The sequence below is a fragment of the Nocardia uniformis NBRC 13702 genome (genome assembly GCF_001613345.1).
Lineage (GTDB): Bacteria > Actinomycetota > Actinomycetes > Mycobacteriales > Mycobacteriaceae > Nocardia > Nocardia uniformis.
This window is the reverse complement of the sequence record NZ_BDCE01000056.1, coordinates 68,523-92,607: the sequence shown is the minus strand read 5'-3', so window position 1 is coordinate 92,607 and position 24,085 is coordinate 68,523. Positions and strand designations below refer to the sequence as shown.

Below are 24,085 nucleotides of genomic sequence, written 5' to 3'. Positions count from 1 at the left end.
GTCAGCACCCCCCTTGGCATCGGGCGCTGTGCACCAGCACCTGAGATAGATCGGCATTGAAGAACGGTCCCTGCCCGGTCGCCTCTTTGAGCTTGTTCAACAAAGGCGCGAGGACGGTCAGGATCTGATCGATGCTGTCGCGGTTGGCGTTCAGCGTCGCGATCAGGGCCTCGCCGTCACGCAGGACGGGTTCCAACGCGGTCTCGTACGCCGTGAGGGGCGGGTACAGCGTCTCGACGACGGTGTACAGGTACTGCAGCGTGCCGACGATATCGCCCCGAGATTGCATGATGGTGTCGACAATGGCGGCGGCTTGCTGCAAGAACGTGATCAGTTCCTGCCTGTTCTGGGCGCTCATGGTCAGGTACTCGTCGGCCAGCGATACCGCGTCCTGCAACTGCTGACCCTGCGTGGTCACCAGGTTCACCACCGTGGCAGCGTTCGCCGCGATGGAAGCCAGCGCGTTGGGCGCGTTCTGCAAACCCTTGGCGAGTTCCTCGAGCGAGGCGCGCATGACACTGCCGTCGACGCCCTCGACCTGCTGTGCCGCCTCCTCGAGCAGGCGGGCCGGATCGTACGGGACCGTGGTGCGTTCCAGTGGAATCGAGCGCAGGCCGGGATCGGCCTTGCCGTCAATGGTCAGCGCCAGGAAGTGCCCGCCGACCGGGGTGAGCAGTTCGAGGTCGGCACGGGTTCGGTCGCCCAGCACTACATCGCGGCGCACGGAAAACGTGATCTCGACGTGGTCGCGGACCAGCTTCACCCCGCGCACCCGGCCCACCCGGATGCCGGCGATGCGCACTTCGTCCAGCACCCGGGCGCCGCCGGAGGTGGTGAAGTTCGCGACGTAGCTCTTCTCACCGATCGGGGTCACGAACAGATAGGTGACGATCAGCATGACGATCACGAGGAAAGCCACGCCGTAGAGTCCGATCCGGGTCTGCCCGCTCGCCTCGGCCTCAGCGTTGTACCTGGTGCGTTTGTGTGTCATGGGCACAGATCCAGGGTCGTGCCGCCGATGGTGACGTACTTCGGCAGCGGCACGGTAGTCTGGCCGCATTGCGCGGTCTGCGCGGTGCCGTTGCGCGCGAGCAACTGGTCGGCCGCGGCCAGACCGAGAGGCACTGCTTTCAACACGGTCTCCAATGTCTGGACGTCCTGATCGCTGATGCGACGCAGGAAATCTCCGATCGTCGGGAAGTTGTCGTCGTAGATGGACTGCACCTGCACGACCCACGGCATGAGCACGCCCAAACCCGCGTTCGCACTGGCGAATCCGGCCTTCAGCTCGGTCAGGTAGCGATCGAACGTGGTGGTGATCTCACCGAAGGAACGGATGAGGGTGAGGAATTCGCCGGAGCGGCCGGAGAGCTCGCGGGAGATACCGCCCATACTGCGCACGATCAGCGTCAGAATGTCCTCGCGTGCGGCGATGGTCGAGCTGATGGCGTCCAGATCGCGCAGCAGCGGCGTCGCCCCGCTGCCGTCACCCTGGAGCACGGTGAGCAGGTTCTGGCTGAATTGATTGACCATCTCCGGGGAGACATTCTCGAAGATGGGTCGCAGTCCGTCCAGCACCTTGGTGATATTGAGTACCGGAATCGTCTGCGCGAGTGGGATTGTCGTGTCCTCGGGCAGCAGTTCGCCTCGGGCGTCGGGCTGTTCGAGCGAGACGAAGCGCTGACCGGCGAGGTTCTGGTAGCGGACCGCGGCAATGGTGTTGCGGTAGACCGGCTGGTCACGCTGCACGCCGAAGCGGACATGCGCGTGACCATTGTCGAGGGTGACCGCGTAGACCTTGCCGACCCGGACTCCGGACATCCGGATGTCGTCGCCTTCGAACAGGCCGGAGACATCGGTGAAATCGGCCGCGTAGGAGATCAATTCACCCGATATGCCCGGTCGCAGCGTGCGCAGGACCATATTGCCCGACCACAGCGCCAGTACCGCGAACACGGTGAAAACCACTGCCGCGTTGCGTAGTTCGCGTCCTCTCATCGCTCGCCTCCGCCGGTCAGCAGGCCCGCGCTGTAGGGCAGGAACGCCAATTTGCTCAGCGTGAGGTCCAGGTGCAGGACCACCGTGCCGTTCACCGTGGGAAAGGCGTTGTTGATCCGCTCCGCCAGCGTGCCCAGATTCATGAACGCCGCGGGCACCGTGCGCAGGGTTCCCGCCACCGGCATGATGATGGCCAGCAACCCGTCGATGATGCGGGAGATGTCGCCACCCTGCTGCCCGACGAAGGGCGCGAGCACATCGCCGATCTGGGTCAGCCCGGTCATGGTCGCGATCGCCTCGGTTCGTTTGTCCACCAGGAAACCGGTGCCGTTCAACATTTCTCGCAACGGGCCGGGCGCGGTGGCCATCAGGACCGAGGAGGCGGCAGTGACGGCGGCGAGGTCACCGATCATGGATCCGACCGCGACGCGCGCGTCCGGATCGGTCTCCCGTATGGCCTGGCTCAGTTGCAGCAGCAGCCGGAACGATTCGGCCAATGCCGGTGTCGAATCGGCCAGGCTGGTCAGCACGGTGTCGAGTTTGGTGCGTTCGAATAGCTGCGCGAACTCGCCGATCGTGCGCATCAGGGCCGTCACGGCAACGGATTGGCTGTCCGCCGCGATGCGCAGCACCCCGCCGGGGGACAGGGGTTGCCCAGGTCCATTGCCGGGCCGCAACTCGATTCCGGTCGCGCCGAAGATATTCGAGGATACGAACCGGGCGGTGAGGTTGTCGCGGATCTCCGCGGCGAATGGCGGCCGAACCTCGGCTTCGAGCCGCTGCCGGCCGCTGCCCAGGAAGCTGATTGCCGTGATTCTGCCGATGGCGAAGCCGCGCATCTTCACATCGGCGCCGTCGGCGAGCCCCTCGCCGAGTTGCTCGGCCTCGATGGTGAACCGGAAGTCCTGCCGGAAGTCGCCGCGCTGGTATGCGCGCAACGTCAGTCCGAGCACGAGCGCGAGGATCACGGTCGCGATGCCGGTCAGGGCGAGCAGGGCAGGTCCGGCCGAACGACCCGAAAGGTCCTTATAACTACTCATGATTCACCCGGTGATCTTGATGCCGGCGTCGGAACCCCACAGCAGCGGCGTGAGGATCATGTCGAGCACGATCACCCCGACCAGGCTCGCTCGGATCGCGCGGCCGGACGCCTTGCCGACGCCCTCCGGCCCACCCTCGGCGTAATAGCCCTGATAGCTGTGGAAGAGAATGATCGCCACTACGAAAATGATGGCCTTGACGAGCGAATACAACACGTCCATAGGTGCGACGTAGGTTGTGAAGTAATGGTCGTAGGTGCCACTGGCCGCGCCGTGCAGCACCGTGATGATCAGCGCTGACGACAGATACGAGATCAGCAGCGTCAACAGGTACAGCGGCACGATGGTGATGAATCCAGCGACCACTCGGGTGCCCACGACGAATGGAAGCGGCCGCACCGCAATGGATTCCAGGGCGTCGATCTCCTCGGAGATGCGCATGGAACCGATCTCGGCGGTCATGCGGCAGCCCGCCTGCGCGGCGAAGCCGATGGCGGCGATCAGCGGCGCGAGTTCGCGAGTATTGGCGTAGGAGGACAGGAATCCGGTCAGCGGACCCATACCCACCGAATCGAGCAGCATGAAGCCGACGATTCCGGTGGCCGCGCCGAAGCCGAAGCCCATGCCGATCAGCACCGTCGCCGTACCGCCGCCGACCACGAGTGCGCCATTGCCCCAGGCGATGTCGGAAACCATGAGCAGCACCTGCCGCCAATAGTTCGTAAGCGTAAAGGGAATCGCGGCCAGCACCTTGAGCACGAACAGCGCCTGATGCCCCAATGCCACGAAGATTTTTACCGGCCTGGCCAGTACCTGGCCCGTGGCGAGGAGCGGCCGCAGTAGCGGCGGCGCGTATCGGCTCGCCATCAGCCGATCCTGGGCGGGAAGAACATGGCGGTGACCTGGGTGATCACCAGATTGGCGATGATCGCCAGCAATACACTCACTACGACGGCGGCATTGACAGCATCCGCCACGCCACGCGGCCCGCCGCGTGCCTCGATTCCGCGCTGACAGGCGACGATGATGACGAGCACGCCCATGATCGTGGATTTGATCATGGCGATCCACAGATCCACGGGCCGGGCGAACGCGGCGAACGCGGACAAGAACGATCCCGGGGATCCGTGCAGTTGCGTGACATTGAGTACGTAGATGGTGCCGATGCCGACGAAGATGATCAGCAGGCACAGCAGCGGCGCGACCACCAGCATGGCCGCGATGCGCGGGGCCACCAGGCGTTGAGCGGGATTGATGCCCATGGTCTTCAATGCGTCGATCTCCTCGCGCACCGTGCGCGCACCCAGATCGGCGGCCACCGCGGCCCCGGCGGCGCCGCCCAGCAACAGTGCGGACACCATCGGCGCTGCCTGGCTGATGATTCCGACGCCGCCGGCCGCGCCGGACATGGAGGTGGCACCGATCTGCGCGGTCAGCGAGCCGACCTGCTGCAGAACGATAACGCCGAACGGGATGGAGATCAGCAGGGCCGGCGGGGCGGAGACCGAGGCCATGAACGAGGCCTGACCGAGCGCTTCGCGCCATGGGAAACGCAGCCGGACTATGTCGACCACCATGAAACGGAACGCCTCGACGGCCAATTCGATGGTCCGGCCGAATGTTCGCAGCCCCGCGAGTGCCGTGCGGCGGGAATACCGTTGCAGTGATTCGAGTATCGCGACGATCCAGCGGGAACCCCGGGCCACGATCGCGTCGCCGACGGCCGATCCGGTGGGCATCGGGACCGACGATCGATCGTGTGTGTCTGAGACAGGTTGCGTCGGATGGTGCAAATCCGGTGTGCGCGCAGGCTGTCGATCGGTAATTGTTGCGGGACCTTTGGCCATTTCCGCCCCCTACAGCGTTGTTTCGTCGATCACGTCCGTGTGGATCCGGGCGGGTCAAGCGGGGGAGTGATGCGTGACACTGTGACAGTATTTCCGCTTTGTCGCGGGGTCAAGGGTTTGCGGGAATCTGTCTGAGTCAATCTGATTTTGTCCTTGGTCACTCGCGCTTTCGGCTGCGTGCCGGAGTGAGAGCGGGGATCAGGATTTCGGCCAGGAATTGTTCGGTGCCGACCTCCGGCTGTACGGCGATCAGGCTGGCGCTGATGCGGATCACCCACTCCGCCACGACGCGTGGATCGCGTCGGGCCAGGTGGCCGCCGGAGATGGCACTGTCGATGAGCGGCAGGACCAGGGAGGCGATCTGTGGTATCCGCTCATCGACATCCCAGAACAGTTCATGGGGTACCGAGTTGGCGTCGCCAGCGAGAATCCTGGCCACGACGGGGTGCTCGCGAATGTGAGTTATCGCCCAGGTCATGGTCTCTACCAGCTGTTCCGGGCCGAGTGGGGCATCGACTCGGGTAGCCAGCTCTGCCATCATCCGGTAGCCCTCGCGGGTGACCAGCAGCCGTTTCAGCTGCTCGATATTGCCCCCCAGTCGATACACGGTGGCGCGGTTGACGCGAAGCTCCCGGGCTACGTCCGGCACCGAGGTGTGGTCGATTCCGAACCGTGCGAAACAGCGTGCGGCCGCGTCCAGTAGTGGATCCAAGGTGGCGGGCGGCAGAGGTGGCAGCCCTTGTGCGCCAGCGAGTATGTACGGCACCGTGTTCGATCCCATGGAGGAAGTTCCCTTTCGCACGCAGAGCCCGCGATGGCACTGCTCACCGCATCTGAGACAGAGTAACAATTTTGTCGCCGAGATCGGCACTCGTTGGCGGAATCTATGGGTACTGTGTGATCAGTCGGCTGAAGATAGCTGGTAGAAAGCCGGAAAATGGAGCGACTGATGAACGTTACATTGGCTCAGACAGCCGATCCTGTCTCTGCATCCAGGCAGTCCAGTGGGCCGCCTGCGCTGACCAGAATCCGGCCATCCGAGTTGTGGCGCGCGGTCATCATCGCCGCGGTGCTGCTCTATCGGATCGCCCTCGAGCTGCTGGTGCACCTCGTGACCCGCCGCTACCCGGATCGGGGCACAGCGGCGGCGCGGGGTGCGGTGCGCGCCTTCGAGATTCTCGGCCCGACCTTCGTCAAGATCGGGCAACTGATCGCCTCGGCACCCGGTATCTTCCCGCGCCGACTCGCCGACGCCTGCTTGACCTGCCTCGACGCGGTGCCGCCGTTCCCGGTGTCCGACGTTCGGCGCATTGTGGCAGAGGACCTGGGATGTCCGGTGGCCGAACTCTTTCCGGAGTTCGACGAGGCGCCATTGGCCGCGGCCGCCATTGCCCAGGTACACGCATGTCGGCTACCCGACGGTCGTGCGGCGGTGGTCAAGGTGCAGCGGCCGAATATCCGGTCGCGCATGATGCGGGATCTTCGCATCGCGTACCGGCTGGCCGCGATCGTGGAACGCTGCGCCCCGGTGTTGGCCCGCGTGAATGCGACGGGTGCGCTCGCTGAACTGTACGAAATCACCTGGGCCGAGCTGGATTTCAGGTTGGAAGCCGTTCGTCAGGCCCGATTCGGCGCCACCGTCGGAGCCTTCGGCGACAATGCGGGGGTCACCACGCCGACGGTGTATCCGGAGCTGTGCGGCCCGAGGGTGATCTGCATGGAGCGCCTCTACGGCACCCCGATCGACGAGTTCGACGCGCTACGCCAGCGCGGCGTCGACGGTGAGCTGGTACTGCGTCGGCTGGTGAAGGTGTGGATGGAATCCATTGCGGTACACGGGCTTTTTCATGGTGACCTGCATGCCGGAAATATCTGGCTGCTCGACGACGGCCGGATCGCCTATCTCGATTTCGGCATCATGGGCGAATTGCAGGGACCTTGGCGGACCCTGATCCGCGATATGTTCCGCACCGCCGCCATCGACGGCGACTACACCCGGGTGGCGCGTGGATTACGCGCCCTGGACGTGCTGCCGGGCAACTCGGCGACCGACGAGCAACTCGGCGGCATGTTGCGAATGCTCTTCGGTGCGGTCCTGGAATCCGGCCTGGCGGGAGTCGACCTGGGGCAAGTGCTCAATTCCGTGCTGCAGTTGCATCGCCTGGGCGCCGGGGCTGCTCCCAGCGAATTGGCCTTGGCCGGAAAGCAATTGGCCTACCTCGAGCGGTACGGCAAGGAACTGGCCCCCGGCTGGGTGCTGGGCAAGGACCTGTTTTTGCTGCGCAACGTCTTTCCCGAGGCCGTCGCCGCGCGCGCCGCGGAACTGGGTTTCGTCATGCCCGAATGATCGCGCCGAGATTCAATATTGCGTCACTATTCAAATAGTCTTACTATTCGAACATACGGCTCCGCGCCGTGTTCACTTCAAAGACGAAGCGTTGCAACACAAGGAGTCCCCATGGCACTGCCCCGACCGTCCGCTGACACCACAGTGGTGGTAACCGGAGCGGCATCCGGCATCGGTAAGGAAGTCGCGCGCGAACTGGCCGCGCGCGGCTACAACCTGGTGCTGGCCGACCTGCAGGACGCGGTGCAAGACGCCGCGGACGAGTTGCGCGGGAACGGCATCGAGATCGACGTGCATCAGCTCGATCTGACCGATGCCGAAGCGCGCGCCAAATTCATCGACGCGGTGTTGCACGGCCCGCACGCTGTCATCGGCGTCGCGAACGTGGCCGGTCTGATCTCCGTCGGCCGTTTCGATGCCCTGCCGCTGGCCCGCGAGCGTGTGCTGGTGGACGTGAGTGTGAGTGCGCTGCACCACCTTACGGGCGCATTCCTGCCCGGCATGCGTGCGCGGGGCGCCGGCGCGATCATGAATGTCGCCTCACCCGCGGGTGTGTCGCCACTGCCTTACATGGCGTCGTATTCCGCGGCGAAGTCTTTCGTCATCTACTTCTCCACGGCGCTGCATTCCGAGCTCGCGGGCAGCGGCGTCTCCTGTACCACCTTCGTGCCCGGCATTACCAAGACGCCGCTGGCTTACGGCATCGAGGAAACCAAATACCTGCCGGGCTGGGTGTGGAATCTGCCGTTCTTCCACGAGCCGCAGGGCACCGCCCGGCGTGCGGTGGAAGGAATGCTCAAAGGCAGTAAGCTCGCGTCCGCCGGTCCGGATGCCTGGTTTGTGACGGTGGTCCCGCGCTATCTCCCGCCCAGCCTGGCGCAGCCCATTATCCGGTTTCTCGGCAAATTCCTGTTCGCGTCCCGGTAAGCGCACATCGGGTGCCGTCATTCGAGGTTTCGGGGCTACTTCGCGCGCCGCCAGCGGGATCGCTTGCGGGAGTTTCCCTCGCGTGCGTCGAGGCGTTCGATCCAGATCCGGATCAGATCCTTGAGTGCCGCACCGGAGGCGTGGTTGTCGACCAGCCCGGAGACCTGACTTATGGCGAGCCCGATTGCGCCGGTGACGATTCCGGTCACGGCGGCGTCGAGTTGCGGATCGTCGTCCGGGTTCGCGGTGGCGTGGGCGGTGCCGGCGATGGTGGATCGCAGGACGGTCTTGAGTACTTCCCAGAAGGCCGTCAATTCGGTGAACTGTGCGGGATCCTTGCGGACGGCCAGGGTGAACTCGGTCATGAGCACAGTGAGTGGCTCATCGGCGCTGAGTTCACGCCACCACCGGGCGAAGGCGTCGAGTTTGCCGTCCAGGTTGTCATCGGCGGCGCCGACCTCGGCGGCGAGCTCGGCGAAGGATCTGCTGTAGCGGCGCTCGAGCACAGCCTGGCACAGGCGTTCCTTGCCGGAGAAGTTGCCGTAGATGGAGCCCTGGGTGCGACCGGCGGCAGCGGCGATCTGAGCCACGGTGGTGTCGTGAAAACCCTTGGTGAGGAACAGTTCCTCGGCGGCTTGCAGAACCGCCTCGCGGGTTTGGGCCTGGCTCTCGCCGCGGGTCAGTGGCTTCGGGCGCGTCATCGGCGGTCGCACTCCTTCGATTCGCGCGGTCAATGGATGCAAGCAGTATGGCACCGTCCGCGCGGGGGGCGGGCCATCTCAGACAGTTATATTGCGACGCTATTCAAATAGTAATACTATTCGAATGTGGGTACGGCCGGAGAGGCCGGCTCTTCAACGGCGAAGGACCATCATGAATGTGGCCACCGGGCTGACCGCCCGAGCACAACGATCAGAAGTCGGCAGCGTCGAGCACCGAGGTGGGCCGACCTGGCAGACCAGGCTGGGGGCGACCGTGATGCGGGCGGTCGCCCGCCCGGCCCTCGATCTCGTCGCCACCGTCATCGGCCCCCGCACATTCTGGCTGGGCGGTCTCATCGATCCATTGGCGGGCAAGGTGATTCGCCCGCCCGGCGGCACCACCACCTGTGTCGTGCGCTTCGAGCGATTTCGTGCGGAATGGGTGACCGCGGCCGCCGCCGTGCAACCCGGCCGCAGCGAGCGCGCGATCCTGTACCTGCACGGCGGCGGGTTCTTCACCTGTGGATTGAACACGCATCGTCGGCTAGTGGCGACGCTGTCGGCGGCGACCGGGGTTCCTGTACTGAACGTCGACTACCGGCAATTGCCCGGGCACGCTCCCGGGGAGTCCATCGACGATGCGGTGGAAGCCTATGAATACCTGTTGGGCAGGGGGATTCGGGCCGAGAACATCGTGGTCGCGGGTGATTCGGCGGGCGGCTTCCTGGCCTTCTCGGTGGGTGTGGCCGCGCTGCGCCGTGGATTGCCGGTGCCGGCGGGGATTGTCGGCCTCTCGCCCTGGCTGGACCTGGACAGCCGGCGTCGGGCCGCGCACGTGAACAATGCCGACGACGCGCTGCTGAGCGCGCACTCGCTCGATGCATTGGTGCGCAAGGGGTTCGAGTCGCTCGGGCCGGTCGATCCGGCCTGGTCCCCGGTGAGCGGGCCGCTGGCGGGCATGCCGCCGGCCCTCATCCAGGTCGGCTCCACCGAGGTGCTGCGCTCGGATGCCGAACTCATGACCGAGCGCCTCGGCATTGCCGGGGTGCCGGTGCGACTGCAGATCTGGCGCCGACAGGTTCATGTCTTCCAGGCCGCACACGACGTGCTGCCCGAGGCGCGAGAGGCCATCACCGATATCGCGGAATTCGTCACCGAAGCATACGCGCAGGCGCGCAACGAAAGTCGCAACGAAGGTAAGGAAGCATCATGAAACGCGCAACCGAGCTGGTCGTCGTGACCGGGGCCGGCAGCGGCATCGGACGAGCGACCACACTGCGCTTCGCCCGCGGCGGCGCGGTGGTGATCGCGGCGGATATCGACCTCGAGGCCGCCGAACAGACCGCGAAGCTGGTTGCCGACGCGGGCGGCACCGCGCATCCGTACCGCGTCGACGTCTCCGACGAACAGGCGATGGAGCGGTTCGCGACCGAGGTCCACGATCATCACGGTGTCGCCGACGTCGTGGTCAACAATGCCGGATTCACGACGGCCGGTGCATTTTTCGACCACAGCGCGGCCGAATGGGACCGGCTGATGGGAGTCAACGTCTACGGCGTGATCCAGGGCTCGCGGCTGTTCGCCAAGCAGATGGTGCTGCGTGGCGAGGGCGGTCAGATCATCAATGTGGCCTCCGCCGCGGCCTTTACCCCGATCCCGCTCAGCACCCCGTACTGCACGACCAAGGCGGCGGTGAGAATGGCGTCGGAGTGCCTGCGCATCGAGCTGGCTCGCGACAAGATCGGTGTCACGGCCGTGTGCCCGGGGATGATCGACACCGGCTTCTATCGTGCCGCGGATCATCTGAAGACCGCCGAGCACGGCTACGGCGACGAGGTGAAGCAGGCGACGATAGATATCGCCGGACGCTTCGGACACAGCCCGGATGTGGTCGCGGCGGCCATTGTGCGTGCCGTACGGACCAATCCGCCGATCATGCTGGTGACGGCGGAGGCGAAGTTCGGCTACCTCATGTCCCGGGTCTCGCCGGGATTGCTGCGCCTGGGCGCACGGCACGCGGTAGTGGACAAGATAGCGGCCCTGACCGGCCGGACGAAGCGGCGGACGGTGGTGGCTGGGAAATGAAACGTAACCCTGAATTGGTATTCGTGAGCGGCGCGGGCAGCGGCATCGGCCGCGCCACCGCACGCCGGTTCGCCCGCATGGGCGCGGTCGCCATTGCGACCGACATCAATATCGACACCGCGCGGGAGACCGCGGAGCTGATCCACCGGGAGGGCGGCAGCGCCCACGCGTATCGCCTCGATGTCTCCGACGCGGTCGCGTTCGAGGAACTCGCGGAACGGATTCGCGTCGAGCACGGCGTCCCGGACGTCGCGGTGAACAACGCCGGCATGATGCTCGGCGGCACCTTCCTCGAGCATTCGATGCAGGATTGGCATCGCATGCTCGGCGTGCACCTGATGGGAGTGGTGCACGGCAGCAGGCTCTTCGGCGCGCAGATGGCCGAGCGCGGGCGCGGTGGTCATCTGGTGAACGTCTCCTCGGTGGCCTCGTTCTCCTCGGCCCCGTACTGCGCCTCCTACTGCACCTCGAAATCGGCGATCCGAATGCTCAGCGAATCGCTGCATGCCGAGCTCGCGACGTCCGGAATCGGGGTGAGCGCAATGTGTTTCGGTCTGATCAATACCAATATCGGCGACTCCGCCGAGCTCCTGGAGCTGTCCGGTGAGACCGCGGATACCGGCAAATCGCTGGTTTCCGCCTTGATGAACATGCTGGGGTCCGATCCGGATTACGCCGCGAAGATGATCGTCTCGGCGGTGCGGCGCAACCGCGTCGTGGTACCGGTGCGGCCCGAAGCCTATGCGCTGTACGCGTTGTCGCGTGCCACGCCGGGCCTGCTGCGTGGCGTGATGACCGTCGCGGCCCGCGTGGGTAGCAAACCCAATCTGGAGCGGCTCGGCCGTATCGGTGCGCGGCACAAGCCCGCCATCGAATCGCTCGCGTCCTAACCGAACTCACAAGGTGTGATCATGACTGCGACATTGACCGACCTCGCCACCCTGCTGGCCGAGCGCGGGCCGGGGATGCCCGCCCCGGCGCTCACGCGCCTCGCCGAGCGCCATCGTGAGCGCACCGCCGGGCTCGGCGACCCGGCCATCCCGGACGTGGAGGTGGTACTGGTGGGCGCCGGGTTCGGCGGCATCGGCGCCGGTGTGGAGCTGGGGCGTGCGGGCTTCGACGACTACGTGGTGATCGAGAAGCACGAAGACCTCGGCGGCACCTGGCATATCAATACCTATCCCGGTGTGGCGGTGGATATTCCATCGATCTACTACAGCTTCTCCTACCTCAAGCCCAAGGTGTGGTCGCAGATGTTCGCGCCGGGTGCGGAGGTGAAGGCCTATGCCCGGCAGGTTGCCACCCACTTCGGGGTGGACCGGCACATGGTGTTCGGCACCACTATCACCGAGACCGTCTGGGATGAGCCGAGCCAGCTGTGGCACACCACTACGGCCGATGGAATCACCATTACCTCACGGTATTTCGTGCCCGCCGTCGGCGGCATCGAAGTGCCCAAGATGCCGGACATTGATGGTTTCGACGACTACACCGGCAAGATTGTGCACACCTCGCGGTGGGATCACGACTTCGACTACACGGGTAAGCAGATCGGTGTGATCGGCACCGGAGCCACTGCCCTGCAGGCGATTCCGGAGCTGGCCAAGAATGCCGCGCACTTGACGGTGTTCCAGCGCACCCCGATCTGGGTCGCGCCGAAACCGAACTTCCGGATTCCCGCGGGGGTCAAGACCGCCCTGGACCGGCTGCCGGGTGTCCGGCCCGCGGTGCGCGGTCTGGTCTCGGCCGGTATCGACGCGGCGCTGGGCGGTGTGGCGCTGGCGTACGGCCGTCGTCCCGAACCCATCGATGGGGTGACACGACTGCTGCGCGGCTGGACCGGCGTGGTGGTCAAGGATCCCGAGGTCGCCGCGAAGCTCACACCCCAGTACACCTTCGGCTGCAAGCGGCCCTCGGTGTCCAACGCGTACTTGCAGGCGTTCAACCGCGACAATGTCACCCTGACCACGGACTCGATCACCAAGGTCACCCCGACCGGCATCGTCACCGCCGACGGCACCGAGTACGAACTCGATGTCATCGTGTGCGCCACCGGATTCAAGATCATGGAACGGGGGGCGACCCCGCCGTTCCCGGTCATCGGGCGCGACGGTCTCGACCTCGGTGAGTGGTGGCACGAGAACCGCTTCCAGGCGTACCAGGGTGTGTCGATACCCCGCTTCCCCAACCTGTTCTTCGTCACCGGACCCTATGCCTTCGCGGCCGGTTCCTACATCGCGATGATCGAGTGCACCACCCGGCACATCGTCAGGGCGCTCGCGGAGGCCAAACGCCGCGGCGCGACCGCGGTGGAGATCAAGCAGGAGCCGCACGACCGGTACTGGCACAAGGTGCTCGATGCCCACGACAAGGCGTTGTGGCTCAGCGGCGCGTGCGACGACTCCAATACCTACTACATCAATTACCACGGCGACGGAGCGGTGGCACGACCTACCACCCATCTCGACATGTGGTGGGGCAACAAGCATTTCCCGCTCAACGACTATCGCTACGAAGCCCGGCCGGCACGCGCCGCCATGACAGGAGATCCCCGATGACCCCGGTTCCCGACCACGAGATCGCCATCATCGGTGGTGGTCCCGGTGGGATCGCCGCCGCCGCCAAACTCACCGAGGCGGGTCTGACGGATTTCGTCATCATCGACCGCGCGGCCGATTTCGGCGGGTCCTGGCATGAGAACACCTATCCCGGACTGGGCGTGGATGTTCCGGCCATTACCTATCAGTACTCCTTCGCGCGCAATCCCGATTGGAGCCGTGTCTTTCCCAAGGGTGCGGAGGTGAAGAAGTACCACGTCGAGGTGGCCAAGCGATTCGGCCTCTACGAGCACGCGCGGTTCGATACCGATATCGTCACCGAACATTGGGACGAGTCGGCGAGTCTGTGGCGGCTGGCGACCGCGACCGGGGACGAGATCACCGCGCGCTATGTGATCAGTGCGGTCGGTGCGTTCGTCAATCCCAAATTGGATCCGGGTATTCCGGGTCTGGCCGACTTCCGCGGCAAGATCCAGCGCGCCCCGAGCTGGGACCACGGCTACGACCACACCGGCAAGCGGGTCGCGATCATCGGCACCGGCGCCAGTTCGGTGCAGATCACACCGACCATCGCCCCGGAAGTGGCCGCGTTGAGCGTCTTTCAGCGCACGCCGGTCTGGGTTCTGCCCAAGCCGGACTTCCGGATTCCGGCTCCCGCACGCCGGGTGCTGCGCACGCCGGGCCTGCAAGCCGCCGTCAACGGTGTGGCCCTGATGGGCATGGACGTAGTGCTCCGGGTGTTGTCCGGGGCACCGCCCAGTACCGTCGAACCGGTGTTGCGGCAGATGGACCAGGTCTCGCTGAAGTTCATCCGCCGCTACCTGAAGTGGGTGGTGAAGGATCCCGTCACGCGCGCGGCACTGACCCCCGACTTCGGCCCGATCGCCAAGCGGCCGACCTTCTCCAATGCCTATCTGCGTGCGTACAACCGGGCGAACGTCGATCTGATCACCGCGCCGATCGAGACCTTCACCGCCGACGGCATCCGCACTCGCGACGGGGTCGAGCACACCTTCGACATGATCGTGCTCGCCACCGGTTACGAGGTCTTCTCGGACCCGGAAACCTACCGCGAAGGCATGGTGACCGGACGCGAAGGGTTCGACCTGGGCAAGTTCTACACCGAGAACGGCCTGCAAGCCTATGAGGGCGTGGCGATCCCGAAGTTGCCGAACCGCTGGATGCTGGTGGGACCGTACTGCTGGACCGGCAGCGGCTGGCACGCCTTCGTCGAGATGACCGCCGACCATGCCGTGCGCGCCATCCGGGAGGCGCACCGCCGCAAGGCTGTTCGGATGGAGGTTCGTCAGGACGTGCACGATGCCTATCACGGTGAGGTCATCACCCGCAGCGCTGCGCTGCGCTACTACTTCACCGATCTGAACAAGCACGTGGCGACCTATTACCGCAATTCCCAGGGGGATTCGACCTACCTGCGACCGTCCGGCTTCTTCGCGGCACGACGCGCCCACCGGACCTTCCCCTTCACCGACTACACCTTCGAGACCGCGGCGACAGCGTCACCCGCGCGCGCCGCGACCAATGGGCGGGCCAAGCGTAAGCCGTCCCCGGAACTCGTCACCGAGGGCTGAGGTCGAGCACCGGACGCGGTCACCCTGGATCGACCGACGGTGCCAGGTGGCGCCGGCGCGAGAGGAGCACGGAGAGCCTTGGATCGTGGCAGGCCACTGTCCCGTGAGGAGAGCCAGACCCACACGCGGGACGCCGTGCTGGCGGCGGCGCAGGAATTGTTCCTGGGCCAAGGCTTCAGCGGCACCACCGTGGCGCAGATCGCGGCGCGAGCCGGCCGCACCCAGGGCGCCATCTACGGCAATTTCGACAGTAAGGAAGCGCTGTGCCTGGCGGTCCTGGAACGACATTATCAACAGTCGTTCGCGGGCCTGATCGAATCGATGTTCGCCACCGGTGAGCTACCCGAAGACGGCCTCGGCGCGATCGGGTCGTGGTGGCGCTCGGTGGGCGTGAACGACGAAATGAATGTGCTGGCCGTCGAATTCGTGCTGTCGGTGCGCCGCGACCCGGACAAGTTCGCCGAGGTCACCCAGACCGCCGCGATGTTGAAGGCGTTGCTGCACCCGGTGATCGCCGCACAGCTCGGCGTCGGTCCCGAGATCGACACGGCCGTCGAGCACGCGACCGTCGGAGTGCTTTCCGTCGGCGTGGGTCTCGCGGTGGGCCGGGTCATAGAACTGGTCGGCCCGGAGGACTCGGCGAGCGTGCTGACCGAGACGCTGCGGCTGTGGACCACCAAGTTGCGCGTGCTCGCCGCGACGTCGGGGGCCGCCACCGCACACCGCTCGAATCGCGGTAGTGCAGAAGAACTGTAGAAGGAGTATCCGTGACCACAGGTGAATCGACCGAGCAGCGGATCGAGGTCCGGAATCCGGCCTCGGGGCAGGTGGTCGGCGAGGTCGATGTGCAGACCTCGGACCACGTCTCGGCGGCCGTGCGCACGTTGCGTCAACGCCAGCCCTCATGGGAGCGGCTCGGCCCGCGCGGGCGAGCCACCTGGCTGCGCAGACTTCGAGATTGGCTGCTGGACAATGAATCCGACCTGTTGGACCGCATCCAGTCCGAGACCGGAAAACCCCGTCAGGAAGCGCTGCTGGAAGTGACGCTGGCGTGCGACGCGATCAACTACTTCAGTGATCACGCCGCCGAATTCCTCGCCGACGAGCGCATTCGGCCGCACGGCTTGCTGACGATCCCCAAATCGCGACTGCGCGTGTATCGGCCGCATCCGGTGGTCGGAGTGATCTCCCCGTGGAATTTCCCGCTGCTCATTCCGGCGGTGGACGCCATTCCGGCCTTGCTCGCCGGTGCCGCCGTGGTCGTGAAACCCTCTGAGGTGACCCCGTTCTCGGCGCTCGAACTGGCGCGCGGCTGGCGAGAGATCGGTGCGCCGGCGGTGTTCGCGGTGGTCACCGGGGACGGCGCCACCGGTGCCGCGGTGGTCGATGCGGTGGATATGGTGCAGTTCACGGGATCCACGGCGACCGGGCGCAAGATAGCCGCGCGGGCGGGGGAGCGGCTGATTCCGTGCAGCGTCGAACTCGGCGGCAAGGATCCGGCCATCGTGCTCGCCGACGCCGATCTCGAGCGGGCCGCCAACGGCATCGTCTGGGGTGCGCTGGCGAACTCGGGACAGATCTGCATCAGTGTGGAGCGCGTATACGTGGAAGCCCCTGTCTACCAACGGTTCCTGGAGTTGCTGACCGAGCGGGTGCGCGCGGTGCGGCAGGGGGCGGGCACGCCGGGCGCCGAGATCGAGGTGGGCGCCATGGCCACCGCGGCACAGACCGAGATCGTGCGCGCACATGTAGACGCGGCGGTCGCGGCGGGGGCGACCGTGGTGTGCGGGGGCACGGCCGCGCCGGACGGCGCGTTCTTCGAGCCGACCGTGCTCACCGGGGTCGATCATTCGATGGTGTGCATGCGCGAGGAGACGTTCGGTCCCACCATTCCGGTCATGCGGGTCGCCGACGAGCGGGAGGCCGTTCGGCTGGCCAATGACAGCGAATACGGGCTCTCGGCCACGGTGTGGACAGGCGATCGGGCGCGGGGATTGCGCGTTGCCCGGCAACTCGAGGTCGGTGCGGTCAATATCAACGACGCCTACACCAACCTGTTCGCCTTCGGTCTGCCGCACGGCGGCTGGAAGACCTCGGGCCTGGGCACCCGGCTCGGCGGGGCGCAGGGCATCCGCAAATATTGCCGCCAGCAGGCCATCACCGCACCACGCATCCCCGCGCTGCGCAGCGAAATCACCTGGTACCCATACTCGATACTGCGCAGTCGCGCGGTCTCCGCGGTGCTGCACCTGGTAGTGGGACGCGACCTGCGCCGCCGCCTGCACGGATAACCGCCCCTCGCTCCGGGAGGAGTTGCCCGCGGGAGTCGTAGTACCAGGCACACAAGAGAATTCGGGCCGGTCGGTGCATGCACCCACCGGCCCGACTTCTTGGTATCTCAGCGCATGAACAGTTCGCGGGCGATGATCAGCTTCTGGATCTGCGGGGTGCCATCACCGATCTGGTAACCCGAGACATCGCGCAGCATGGCCTGCAGCGGCATCTCCTCCGACCAGCCGACATGGCCGTGCAGCACGACGCAATCGTTGATGGCGGCGAAGGCCACCTGCGGTGCCCACCACTTCAACATCGCGGCCTGCGCGGTGTGTGGTTGCCCGGCCATGCGCAGGCCCAGGGTCTGGTAGGCCAGGGCGCGTACCGCGGTGAGGTGCGTGGTGTGCTCGACCAGGGGGAACGACACGCCCTGGTTCATCGCCAGCGGCACTCCGAAGGTGGTGCGCTGCTTGGTGTATTCGACGGTCATGTCGATGGCGCGCTGGGCGGTGCCGATGACCATGAGACCGATGAGGGTGCGGGTCAGGTCGAATTCCTTCATGATCATTTGGAATCCGCCGCCCGGTTCGGCCATGACATACGAGTCGGGCACGAAGGTGCCGTCGAAGGTGAGCGCGCCGCGGCCGATCGGTTTGCAGCCGGGATCGCGGAAGGCCTGCCGGGCGACGGTGGGATCGTCGAGCGGCACCACGAACGCGCCGATTCCCTTGGTGCGCTTGGCCGGATCGCTTTGCGCGATGACGATGGCGATATCGGCGTGCGGGGCCTGGGTGATGGAGGATTTCTCGCCGTACAGCTTCCAGCCGCCCGCGACCTTCTCGGCGCGGCAGGTGAGCGCGGAGGCGTCCGAGCCGGCGCCGGGTTCGGTCAACGCGGTGCAGGCAATGGCGTCGCCGGAGATCAAGCGCGGCAACCATTCTCGCTGCACGGCCGCGGGGCCCATGGCGGCGAGGATATTGGTCTGCACATTGGAGAAGAAGTACATGCAGGCCAGCGCGGAGTCGGCATAACCGATCTCCTCGCCCGCCAGGCCCAGGGCGAGCAGGTCCGCGCCCTGGCCGCCCTGCGCCTCGGGCACGCACAGGGCGGTTAGCCCGGCCTCGGCGAACTTCTTGAGCTCCGCGCGCGGGTAGGCCTCGCTCGCGGCCCGCTCCGGAAAGCTACCCATGAACTTGTCGCGCGCGAACTTGCGGACCGAGTCCCGGAAGGTGAGGTGGTCCTCATCGAGGATGAAGGGGTTCATTGTGGTCCGATCACGGTGGGGGACAAGGGGTCAGGACGCTATCGACGCGCCGCGTTCGGTGGCGACGAGCAGGAGGGTCGGCGGGGTGAAACGGTCGCCGTAGGCGGCGGCCAGCTCGCGGGCGCGGGCGACGAAACCGGCCACCCCGCCGTGGTAGGAGTTCACGTAGGTGACCGCGCCACCGGTCCACGGCGGCATGCCGCCCATGAGTGAGCCGACATCGGCGGTCAGAGTGGTTTCGACAATGCCTTCGTCCAGGCATTTGACGACCTCGAGCGAGATGATGAACAGCATCCGCTCGCGCAGATCTTCGAAGGAGATCTCGCGATTGTCGCCGCCGAACGCCGCGCGCAGTCCCGGCCAGAGGCCGAGCCGCTTGCCATCGGCATAGCCGTAGAACCCGGCCCCGGCCGCGCGTCCCGCGCGGTCGTACTTGTCGACCATGTCGAAAACCACTGTGTCGCAGTTGCGTTCGTTGTAGCCCGAACCTGCCGTCGCGGCGGCCGCCTGACGATCGGCGATAATGCTGCGGGCCAGGGTGAGGCTGACCTGGTCCAATACCAGCAGCGGCTGGGTCGGCAGTCCGGCCTGCGCGGCCGCCTGCTCGATCGATGGCGCGGGAACGCCCTCGGCCAGCATCTCGAGCGCCTCGAACGTGAGCGCCTGGAACAGCCGTGTCAGGTAGAAGCCGCGCCCGTCATTGACCACGATGGGGGTCTTGCCGATCATGCGCACGGCGTCCACCGTGCGGGCGACGGTCTCCGCCGAGGTCAGCCTGCCCTTGATCACCTCGACGAACGGCATCTTCTCCACCGGTGAGGAGAAGTGCATACCGATGAAGTCCTCGGGTCGCGAAACACCCTCGGCGAGACCGGTGATCGGGATCTGTGAGGTGTTCGAGGCCAGCAACGCGGCCGGGTCCAGCAGCGGTTCGACCTCGCTGTAGGTGCGCTTCTTCAGATCGGCGTCCTCGAACACCGCCTCGATCATGACATCCGCACCCGCCAGTTCGGCGGTGTCGGCGGTCGGGTGGATGCGGGCGAGCAGTTCATCGGCCCACCGCTGGGACTTACGTCCCCGGGATACGGCCTTCTCGACCAGCGCCCGCGAATACCCCTTACCGCGCTCGGCGGACTCCACTGAGATGTCCTTCAGCACGACTTCCGCACCGGCCCGGGCATATTCGTAAGCGATGCCCGCGCCCATCATGCCGGCGCCCAGCACGGCGACCCTGCGCGGGGTGAACGGTTCGACGCCGACTGCGCGCCCGGTGGGCTTGTTCATCCGCTGCAGGTTGAAGAACGCCCCCACCATGTTCTTGGTGATCGGGGACTGAAGCAGGTTCACCAAGTAGCGGGTCTCGATGGTCGATGCCGCCGTGAAATCGACCAGGGTGCTCTCCACCGCCGCGGCCAGCAGATTGCGGGCGGCCGGGAAGTCCGCGCCCTTCAATTCCTTTCGGACAGTGGAGGTGAACGCGGGCAGGTTCATGGCCATCGCGGGGTCGGTGGCGGTGCCGCCCGGAATGCGGTGGCCGCGCCGGTCCCAGGGCTGCTCGGGTGCGGGGTTGGCCGCGATCCAGGCCTTCGCGGCGGGGATCAATTCGGCTGGCGTAGCGACCAATTCGTCCACTATGCCTGCGGCCAGGGCCTTCTTCGGCTCATGCTTCTGGCCCTTGATCAGGATATTGAGCAGGGCATCGGCCAGCCCCAGCATGCGCACCGTGCGCACCACGCCGCCCGCCCCGGGAATCGCGCCGAGCGTGACCTCTGGCAGTCCGATCTGAATCGTGCTGTCGTCCACCGCGATTCGGTGATGCGTTGCGAGGGCCAGTTCCAGCCCGCCGCCCAGCGCGGTGCCGTTGATGGCCGCGACGACCGGCCTGCCGAGAGTCTCGAGCCGTCGCAGGCATGCCTTCGCCTCGTCGAAGAAGGCGGCGATCTCCGCGGTCTCGGCCGTCTCGACGATCTCGGCGAGTTCCTTGAGATCCGCTCCGGCACTGAAGGTTTCTTTGCCGGAGGTGAGGATGACGCCGGTGATGGATTCGCGTTCGGCGGTGAGCCGGTCGACGGCGGCGTAGAGGGATTCGCGGAAGTCGGCGTTCCAGGTATTGGTGGCCTGGTTGGGGTCGTCGAGGGTCAGGACGACGATTCCGTCCGTGCCCTTTTCCCAGCGAATGGTGTTGGTGCTCATGAAAGTTCGATTCTCTCGGGGTGAATGTCCGCGCGGGTCAGGACAGGCGTTCGACGATGGTGGCTATGCCGATGCCACCGACCGCGCACAGGGTGACCAGGCCGTAGCGCCCGCCGGTGCGCTCGAGTTCGTCGATCACCGTGCCCAGCAGCATCGCGCCGGTGGCGCCGAGCGGATGTCCCATGGCGATCGCGCCGCCATTGACATTGATCTTCTCCAGTTCGACGCCCAGCTCCTGTGCGAAGACCAGTACCACCGCGGCAAACGCCTCGTTCACCTCGAACAGGTCGATCTCGTCGACGGTGAGCCCGGCCCTGCGCAACGCCTTGCGGGTGGCGGGCGCGGGGCCGGTGAAACCGATGGAGGGATCCGAGCCGGTAACCGCCGTGGCGACGATGCGGGCGCGTGGTCGCAACCCGAATTCGCGGCCGACGCGCTCATTGCCGATCGCGAGCAGGGCCGCGCCGTCGACGATTCCGGAGGAGTTGCCCGCGGTGTGACGGTGCTCGATCTTTTCCACCCAGTGGTAGCGCTGCAAGGCCACCGCGTCGAAACCTGCCAGCGCGCCCATGGTTTCGAAGGCGGGCGCGAGCGTGCCCAGTGATTCGATCGTGGTGTCGGGCCGCACCAGTTCGTCATGGTCGAGCATGACCGTGCCATTGATATCGGTGACCGGTACCACCGAATTCTTGAACCGGCCCTCGTGCCACGCCCGGACCGCCAGTGACTGGGAACGGGCCGCGAACCGGTCCAGATCCGCGCGTTCGTAACCGTAGGTGGTGGCCAGTAGATCCGAGGCGGGGCCCTGCAGAATGATCGGCGTGACCTGATTCAGATTCGGGTCCGCCGCGCTCACCAGGCCGCCGTCGGCTCCCATCGGCACCCGCGACATCGATTCCACGCCACCGGCGAAGACGAGATCTTCCCAGCCCGAGGCGATCTTCTGGGCGGCGATATTCACCGCCTCGAGCCCGGAGGCACAGTACCGATTCAGTTGCACGCCAGCGGTATTGCCCGCCAAACCCGCGCGCAGTACCGCCATCTCGGCGATGTCGAAGCCCTGCTCGCCGGTGGCGGAGACGCAACCGAGCACCACGTCGTCGAGGGCGGTGGGGTCCACTTCTGGGTTGCGGCGCAGCATTTCGCGGATTAGGCCGGTGGCCAGATCGACCGGCGCGATGCTGTAGAGCGCGCCGGTGCGTTTGCCGATGCCCCGGGGAGTGCGGATCGCATCGAAGACCAATGCGTCTGTGGGTGCCATGACTGAGTCTTTCGTTCGCGGGGCTGAGGAAAAGCAGTGGTGGGTACTATGAGAGGTACGTTAGTACCCGATTATGAATGCAAACAAGACCCGGTAGCTCTTCTGCTTCACTGCCGAGTATGGGTACTATCGTATTCATTGCGGTACCCGCGTGCCGTTCATGCGCCGCTGACCAGGAGGAATGATCATTTCCGTCCCGCCCAAACCGGCCTGCATCCGGCAAGCCTCGAGCCTGTGCGAGCTCTTTCAGAACACGGTCGCGGCCGCCCCGCATCGCGTGGCATTGCGAACGCCCGACGATTCGGTGCGAATCACCTGGCGGCAGTACGGCGAGCGGGTGCGCGCGATCGCGGCCGGCCTCGCCGCGCTCGGCGTCGAGCGGGGCGACACCGTCGGCCTCATGCTGACCAATCGCCCCGAGTTCCATCTCATCGACACCGCCGCGTATCACCTGGGCGCGGCACCGTTCTCGGTGTACAACACCAGTTCGCCGGAGCAGATCGCCTACATCCTCGGCAATGCCGGGAACACCGTCTTCGTCTGTGAAAAGCAGTTCCTGCCGCAGGTGCGCAAGGCGTGCGAGGGCAGCGCGGTGCGGCATATCCTGTGCGTGGAGCAGGTCGAGGAGTTGATGAGTCTCGCTGATCTGGAGCGTGCGGGCGATCCGGCGTTCGACTTCGAAAAGGCCTGGCGCGCGGTGGAACCCACCGACACCCTGACCGTCATCTACACCTCCGGCACCACCGGGCCGCCCAAGGGTGTCGAACTCGCCCACGCCAGCGTGCTGCACTTCATCGCCGCGGTACAGGACATCGGCGAATTCGCGGCAGGCACGAGCGGACGCGCGGTCTCCTACCTGCCCGACGCGCACGCGCTCAACCGCTGGCTCGGTCACTACGGACCCGCGGTCACCGGCGCCTCGGTCACCACGCTGGCCGATCTCAAACAACTCATCGTCGTGCTGCCGCAGGTGCGGCCGACGATCTTCGTCGCGGTGCCGATGCTCTGGTACAAGATCCAGGCCGCCATCGAGGAGGGCGTGGCCGCCGAGCACGGGCTGCGAAAGGTCATCGCGCGCTGGGCGCTCGACGTCGGCGTCCGCACGGCGCGCTGCCGGGTCGCTCGCAAGCCGGTACCGGCGCTGCTCAACCTGGAATACGAGGTCGCGCACAGATTGGTGCTGTCCGGCCTCGCCCGGCGAGTGGGCTTGGATCAAGTCACCGTGGCGCTGACCGGAGCCGCGCCCATCGCGGCCGAAACCCTGGAATTCATTCTGGGACTGGGTATTCGGGCCGTCGAAGGCTGGGGCATGTCGGAGATCCTGATCGTCACCGCGAACCCGCCCGACGACATCCGCCCGGGTACGGTCGGGAAACCGCTGCCGGGTGTGGAGATCACCGTCGCCGCGGACGGCGAACTACTGGTTCGCACACCGACGGTGATGAAGGGCTACCGCAACGATCCGGGTAAGACCGCCGAACTCATCGACGCCGACGGTTGGGTGCACACCGGCGATGTCGGCTCGATCGACGCCGACGGATACATCCGCATCGTCGACCGCAAGAAGGAACTCATCATCAACTCGGCCGGTAAGAACATCTCACCGGCCAATATCGAGAATGCCGTCAAACTGGTGTGCCCACTGGTCGGTTCGGCCGTGGCCATAGGCGACCGCCGGAAGTACATCACCGCGCTGATCGCTCTGGACGCCGACGCGGCCGCGGCCTACGCCAAAACCAATGGCCTACCCGGACCCGACGAGGTGCTCACCGACCCGGGCGCGCGCACCGTGGTCGCGGCCGCGATCGAACGGGCCAACCGCACGCTCGCCCGTGTCGAGCAGATCCGCGAATTCCGTATCCTGCCGGTCTTCTGGGAACCGGGCAGCGACGAACTCACTCCGACGATGAAGCTCAAGCGCAAACCCATCGCCGAGAAGTACGCCGCCGAAATCGAGGCGCTGTACGCCGGCGGGGCCCGCAGCTGAAACCGTATGGC

The 24,085-nt window shown here is 66.0% G+C and carries 20 protein-coding genes; 10 read left to right on the top strand and 10 right to left on the bottom strand.

Annotation, left to right across the window (positions count from 1 at the left end; translation table 11 throughout):
- Position 1 precedes the first annotated feature (1 nt).
- From NU1_RS19565 to NU1_RS19540, 6 genes are all read right to left on the bottom strand, one after another.
- On the bottom strand, positions 2 to 991 hold the full coding sequence (locus NU1_RS19565; RefSeq protein ID WP_067523233.1) for an MlaD family protein: 990 nt from the start codon (positions 989 to 991) through the stop codon (positions 2 to 4).
- Entirely contained in the window at positions 988 to 1,998 is a 1,011-nt protein-coding gene (locus NU1_RS19560) for an MlaD family protein (RefSeq protein WP_084521598.1), read from the bottom strand. The genes NU1_RS19565 and NU1_RS19560 overlap by 4 nt, the downstream gene beginning before the upstream one ends.
- Positions 1,995 to 3,038 carry an MlaD family protein gene (locus NU1_RS19555; RefSeq protein ID WP_067523231.1) on the bottom strand — a complete coding sequence of 348 codons (1,044 nt, stop codon included), beginning with the start codon at positions 3,036 to 3,038 and terminating at the stop codon, positions 1,995 to 1,997. The genes NU1_RS19560 and NU1_RS19555 overlap by 4 nt, the downstream gene beginning before the upstream one ends.
- Positions 3,039 to 3,041: 3 nt before the next feature.
- Positions 3,042 to 3,905 (bottom strand): MlaE family ABC transporter permease, encoded by an 864-nt coding sequence (locus NU1_RS19550; RefSeq protein WP_067523230.1) that lies wholly within the window; start codon positions 3,903 to 3,905, stop codon positions 3,042 to 3,044.
- The gene (locus tag NU1_RS19545; RefSeq protein WP_371859812.1) at positions 3,905 to 4,885 is read right to left on the bottom strand and encodes an MlaE family ABC transporter permease; all 981 of its coding nucleotides are present in this window, start codon (positions 4,883 to 4,885) and stop codon (positions 3,905 to 3,907) included. The genes NU1_RS19550 and NU1_RS19545 overlap by 1 nt, the downstream gene beginning before the upstream one ends.
- Before the next feature lie 157 nt (positions 4,886 to 5,042).
- Positions 5,043 to 5,666, bottom strand: coding sequence for a TetR/AcrR family transcriptional regulator (locus NU1_RS19540; protein WP_067523228.1), 624 nt, complete (start codon positions 5,664 to 5,666; stop codon positions 5,043 to 5,045).
- A 168-nt stretch (positions 5,667 to 5,834) separates the two neighbouring features.
- Here NU1_RS19540 and NU1_RS19535 point away from each other — a divergent pair, with 168 nt between their 5' ends.
- Both NU1_RS19535 and NU1_RS19530 read left to right on the top strand, forming a co-directional pair.
- Positions 5,835 to 7,232 carry an ABC1 kinase family protein gene (locus NU1_RS19535; protein WP_084521630.1) on the top strand — a complete coding sequence of 466 codons (1,398 nt, stop codon included), beginning with the start codon at positions 5,835 to 5,837 and terminating at the stop codon, positions 7,230 to 7,232.
- Between the two features lie 111 nt (positions 7,233 to 7,343).
- Positions 7,344 to 8,159, top strand: a complete 816-nt coding sequence (locus tag NU1_RS19530; protein ID WP_067523227.1) for an SDR family NAD(P)-dependent oxidoreductase — start codon at positions 7,344 to 7,346, stop codon at positions 8,157 to 8,159.
- Positions 8,160 to 8,194: 35 nt separating this feature from the next.
- On the opposite strand, the gene NU1_RS19525 is transcribed toward NU1_RS19530, so the two are convergent.
- Complete coding sequence (locus NU1_RS19525; protein ID WP_067523226.1) at positions 8,195 to 8,860, bottom strand: TetR/AcrR family transcriptional regulator; 666 nt, start codon at positions 8,858 to 8,860, stop codon at positions 8,195 to 8,197.
- A 172-nt stretch (positions 8,861 to 9,032) separates the two neighbouring features.
- Here NU1_RS19525 and NU1_RS19520 point away from each other — a divergent pair, with 172 nt between their 5' ends.
- The 7 genes from NU1_RS19520 (at position 9,033) to NU1_RS19490 (ending at position 17,386) form a co-directional block, all read left to right on the top strand.
- Positions 9,033 to 10,073, top strand: coding sequence for an alpha/beta hydrolase (locus NU1_RS19520; RefSeq protein WP_067523225.1), 1,041 nt, complete (start codon positions 9,033 to 9,035; stop codon positions 10,071 to 10,073).
- Entirely contained in the window at positions 10,070 to 10,945 is an 876-nt protein-coding gene (locus NU1_RS19515; protein WP_067523224.1) for an SDR family NAD(P)-dependent oxidoreductase, read from the top strand. The genes NU1_RS19520 and NU1_RS19515 overlap by 4 nt, the downstream gene beginning before the upstream one ends.
- Positions 10,942 to 11,835, top strand: a complete 894-nt coding sequence (locus NU1_RS19510) for an SDR family NAD(P)-dependent oxidoreductase (protein ID WP_067523223.1) — start codon at positions 10,942 to 10,944, stop codon at positions 11,833 to 11,835. The genes NU1_RS19515 and NU1_RS19510 overlap by 4 nt, the downstream gene beginning before the upstream one ends.
- Before the next feature lie 21 nt (positions 11,836 to 11,856).
- Entirely contained in the window at positions 11,857 to 13,503 is a 1,647-nt protein-coding gene (locus NU1_RS19505) for a flavin-containing monooxygenase (RefSeq protein ID WP_245720205.1), read from the top strand.
- Positions 13,500 to 15,095, top strand: a complete 1,596-nt coding sequence (locus NU1_RS19500) for a flavin-containing monooxygenase (RefSeq protein WP_067523222.1) — start codon at positions 13,500 to 13,502, stop codon at positions 15,093 to 15,095. The genes NU1_RS19505 and NU1_RS19500 overlap by 4 nt, the downstream gene beginning before the upstream one ends.
- A 78-nt stretch (positions 15,096 to 15,173) precedes the next feature.
- Positions 15,174 to 15,851 (top strand): TetR/AcrR family transcriptional regulator, encoded by a 678-nt coding sequence (locus tag NU1_RS19495; RefSeq protein WP_157552564.1) that lies wholly within the window; start codon positions 15,174 to 15,176, stop codon positions 15,849 to 15,851.
- Positions 15,852 to 15,862: 11 nt separating this feature from the next.
- The gene (locus tag NU1_RS19490; protein ID WP_067523220.1) at positions 15,863 to 17,386 is read left to right on the top strand and encodes an aldehyde dehydrogenase family protein; all 1,524 of its coding nucleotides are present in this window, start codon (positions 15,863 to 15,865) and stop codon (positions 17,384 to 17,386) included.
- Positions 17,387 to 17,493: 107 nt separating this feature from the next.
- Here the strand turns inward: NU1_RS19490 and NU1_RS19485 are convergent, their stop codons facing one another.
- The 3 genes from NU1_RS19485 to NU1_RS19475 are packed head-to-tail and all read right to left on the bottom strand — an operon-like array spanning position 17,494 to position 22,087.
- Complete coding sequence (locus NU1_RS19485; RefSeq protein WP_067523219.1) at positions 17,494 to 18,633, bottom strand: acyl-CoA dehydrogenase family protein; 1,140 nt, start codon at positions 18,631 to 18,633, stop codon at positions 17,494 to 17,496.
- 30 nt (positions 18,634 to 18,663) lie between these two features.
- Positions 18,664 to 20,826 (bottom strand): 3-hydroxyacyl-CoA dehydrogenase NAD-binding domain-containing protein, encoded by a 2,163-nt coding sequence (locus tag NU1_RS19480; RefSeq protein WP_067523218.1) that lies wholly within the window; start codon positions 20,824 to 20,826, stop codon positions 18,664 to 18,666.
- Between the two features lie 37 nt (positions 20,827 to 20,863).
- Positions 20,864 to 22,087 carry an acetyl-CoA C-acetyltransferase gene (locus tag NU1_RS19475; protein WP_067523217.1) on the bottom strand — a complete coding sequence of 408 codons (1,224 nt, stop codon included), beginning with the start codon at positions 22,085 to 22,087 and terminating at the stop codon, positions 20,864 to 20,866.
- A gap of 181 nt (positions 22,088 to 22,268) precedes the next feature.
- Here NU1_RS19475 and NU1_RS19470 point away from each other — a divergent pair, with 181 nt between their 5' ends.
- The gene (locus NU1_RS19470) at positions 22,269 to 24,074 is read left to right on the top strand and encodes an AMP-dependent synthetase/ligase (RefSeq protein ID WP_067523216.1); all 1,806 of its coding nucleotides are present in this window, start codon (positions 22,269 to 22,271) and stop codon (positions 24,072 to 24,074) included.
- Positions 24,075 to 24,085 lie beyond the last annotated feature (11 nt).

Coding starts and splice junctions, on each gene's coding strand:
- NU1_RS19540 (WP_067523228.1), bottom strand. CDS start 5,666: ATGGGATCGAACACGGTGCCGTACATACTCGCTGGCGCACAAGGGCTG.
- NU1_RS19545 (WP_371859812.1), bottom strand. CDS start 4,885: ATGGCCAAAGGTCCCGCAACAATTACCGATCGACAGCCTGCGCGCACA.
- NU1_RS19560 (WP_084521598.1), bottom strand. CDS start 1,998: ATGAGAGGACGCGAACTACGCAACGCGGCAGTGGTTTTCACCGTGTTC.
- NU1_RS19550 (WP_067523230.1), bottom strand. CDS start 3,905: ATGGCGAGCCGATACGCGCCGCCGCTACTGCGGCCGCTCCTCGCCACG.
- NU1_RS19520 (WP_067523225.1), top strand. CDS start 9,033: ATGAATGTGGCCACCGGGCTGACCGCCCGAGCACAACGATCAGAAGTC.
- NU1_RS19565 (WP_067523233.1), bottom strand. CDS start 991: ATGACACACAAACGCACCAGGTACAACGCTGAGGCCGAGGCGAGCGGG.
- NU1_RS19510 (WP_067523223.1), top strand. CDS start 10,942: ATGAAACGTAACCCTGAATTGGTATTCGTGAGCGGCGCGGGCAGCGGC.
- NU1_RS19530 (WP_067523227.1), top strand. CDS start 7,344: ATGGCACTGCCCCGACCGTCCGCTGACACCACAGTGGTGGTAACCGGA.
- NU1_RS19470 (WP_067523216.1), top strand. CDS start 22,269: ATGATCATTTCCGTCCCGCCCAAACCGGCCTGCATCCGGCAAGCCTCG.
- NU1_RS19485 (WP_067523219.1), bottom strand. CDS start 18,633: ATGAACCCCTTCATCCTCGATGAGGACCACCTCACCTTCCGGGACTCG.
- NU1_RS19515 (WP_067523224.1), top strand. CDS start 10,070: ATGAAACGCGCAACCGAGCTGGTCGTCGTGACCGGGGCCGGCAGCGGC.
- NU1_RS19555 (WP_067523231.1), bottom strand. CDS start 3,038: ATGAGTAGTTATAAGGACCTTTCGGGTCGTTCGGCCGGACCTGCCCTG.
- NU1_RS19535 (WP_084521630.1), top strand. CDS start 5,835: ATGAACGTTACATTGGCTCAGACAGCCGATCCTGTCTCTGCATCCAGG.
- NU1_RS19505 (WP_245720205.1), top strand. CDS start 11,857: ATGACTGCGACATTGACCGACCTCGCCACCCTGCTGGCCGAGCGCGGG.
- NU1_RS19475 (WP_067523217.1), bottom strand. CDS start 22,087: ATGGCACCCACAGACGCATTGGTCTTCGATGCGATCCGCACTCCCCGG.
- NU1_RS19480 (WP_067523218.1), bottom strand. CDS start 20,826: ATGAGCACCAACACCATTCGCTGGGAAAAGGGCACGGACGGAATCGTC.
- NU1_RS19500 (WP_067523222.1), top strand. CDS start 13,500: ATGACCCCGGTTCCCGACCACGAGATCGCCATCATCGGTGGTGGTCCC.
- NU1_RS19525 (WP_067523226.1), bottom strand. CDS start 8,860: ATGACGCGCCCGAAGCCACTGACCCGCGGCGAGAGCCAGGCCCAAACC.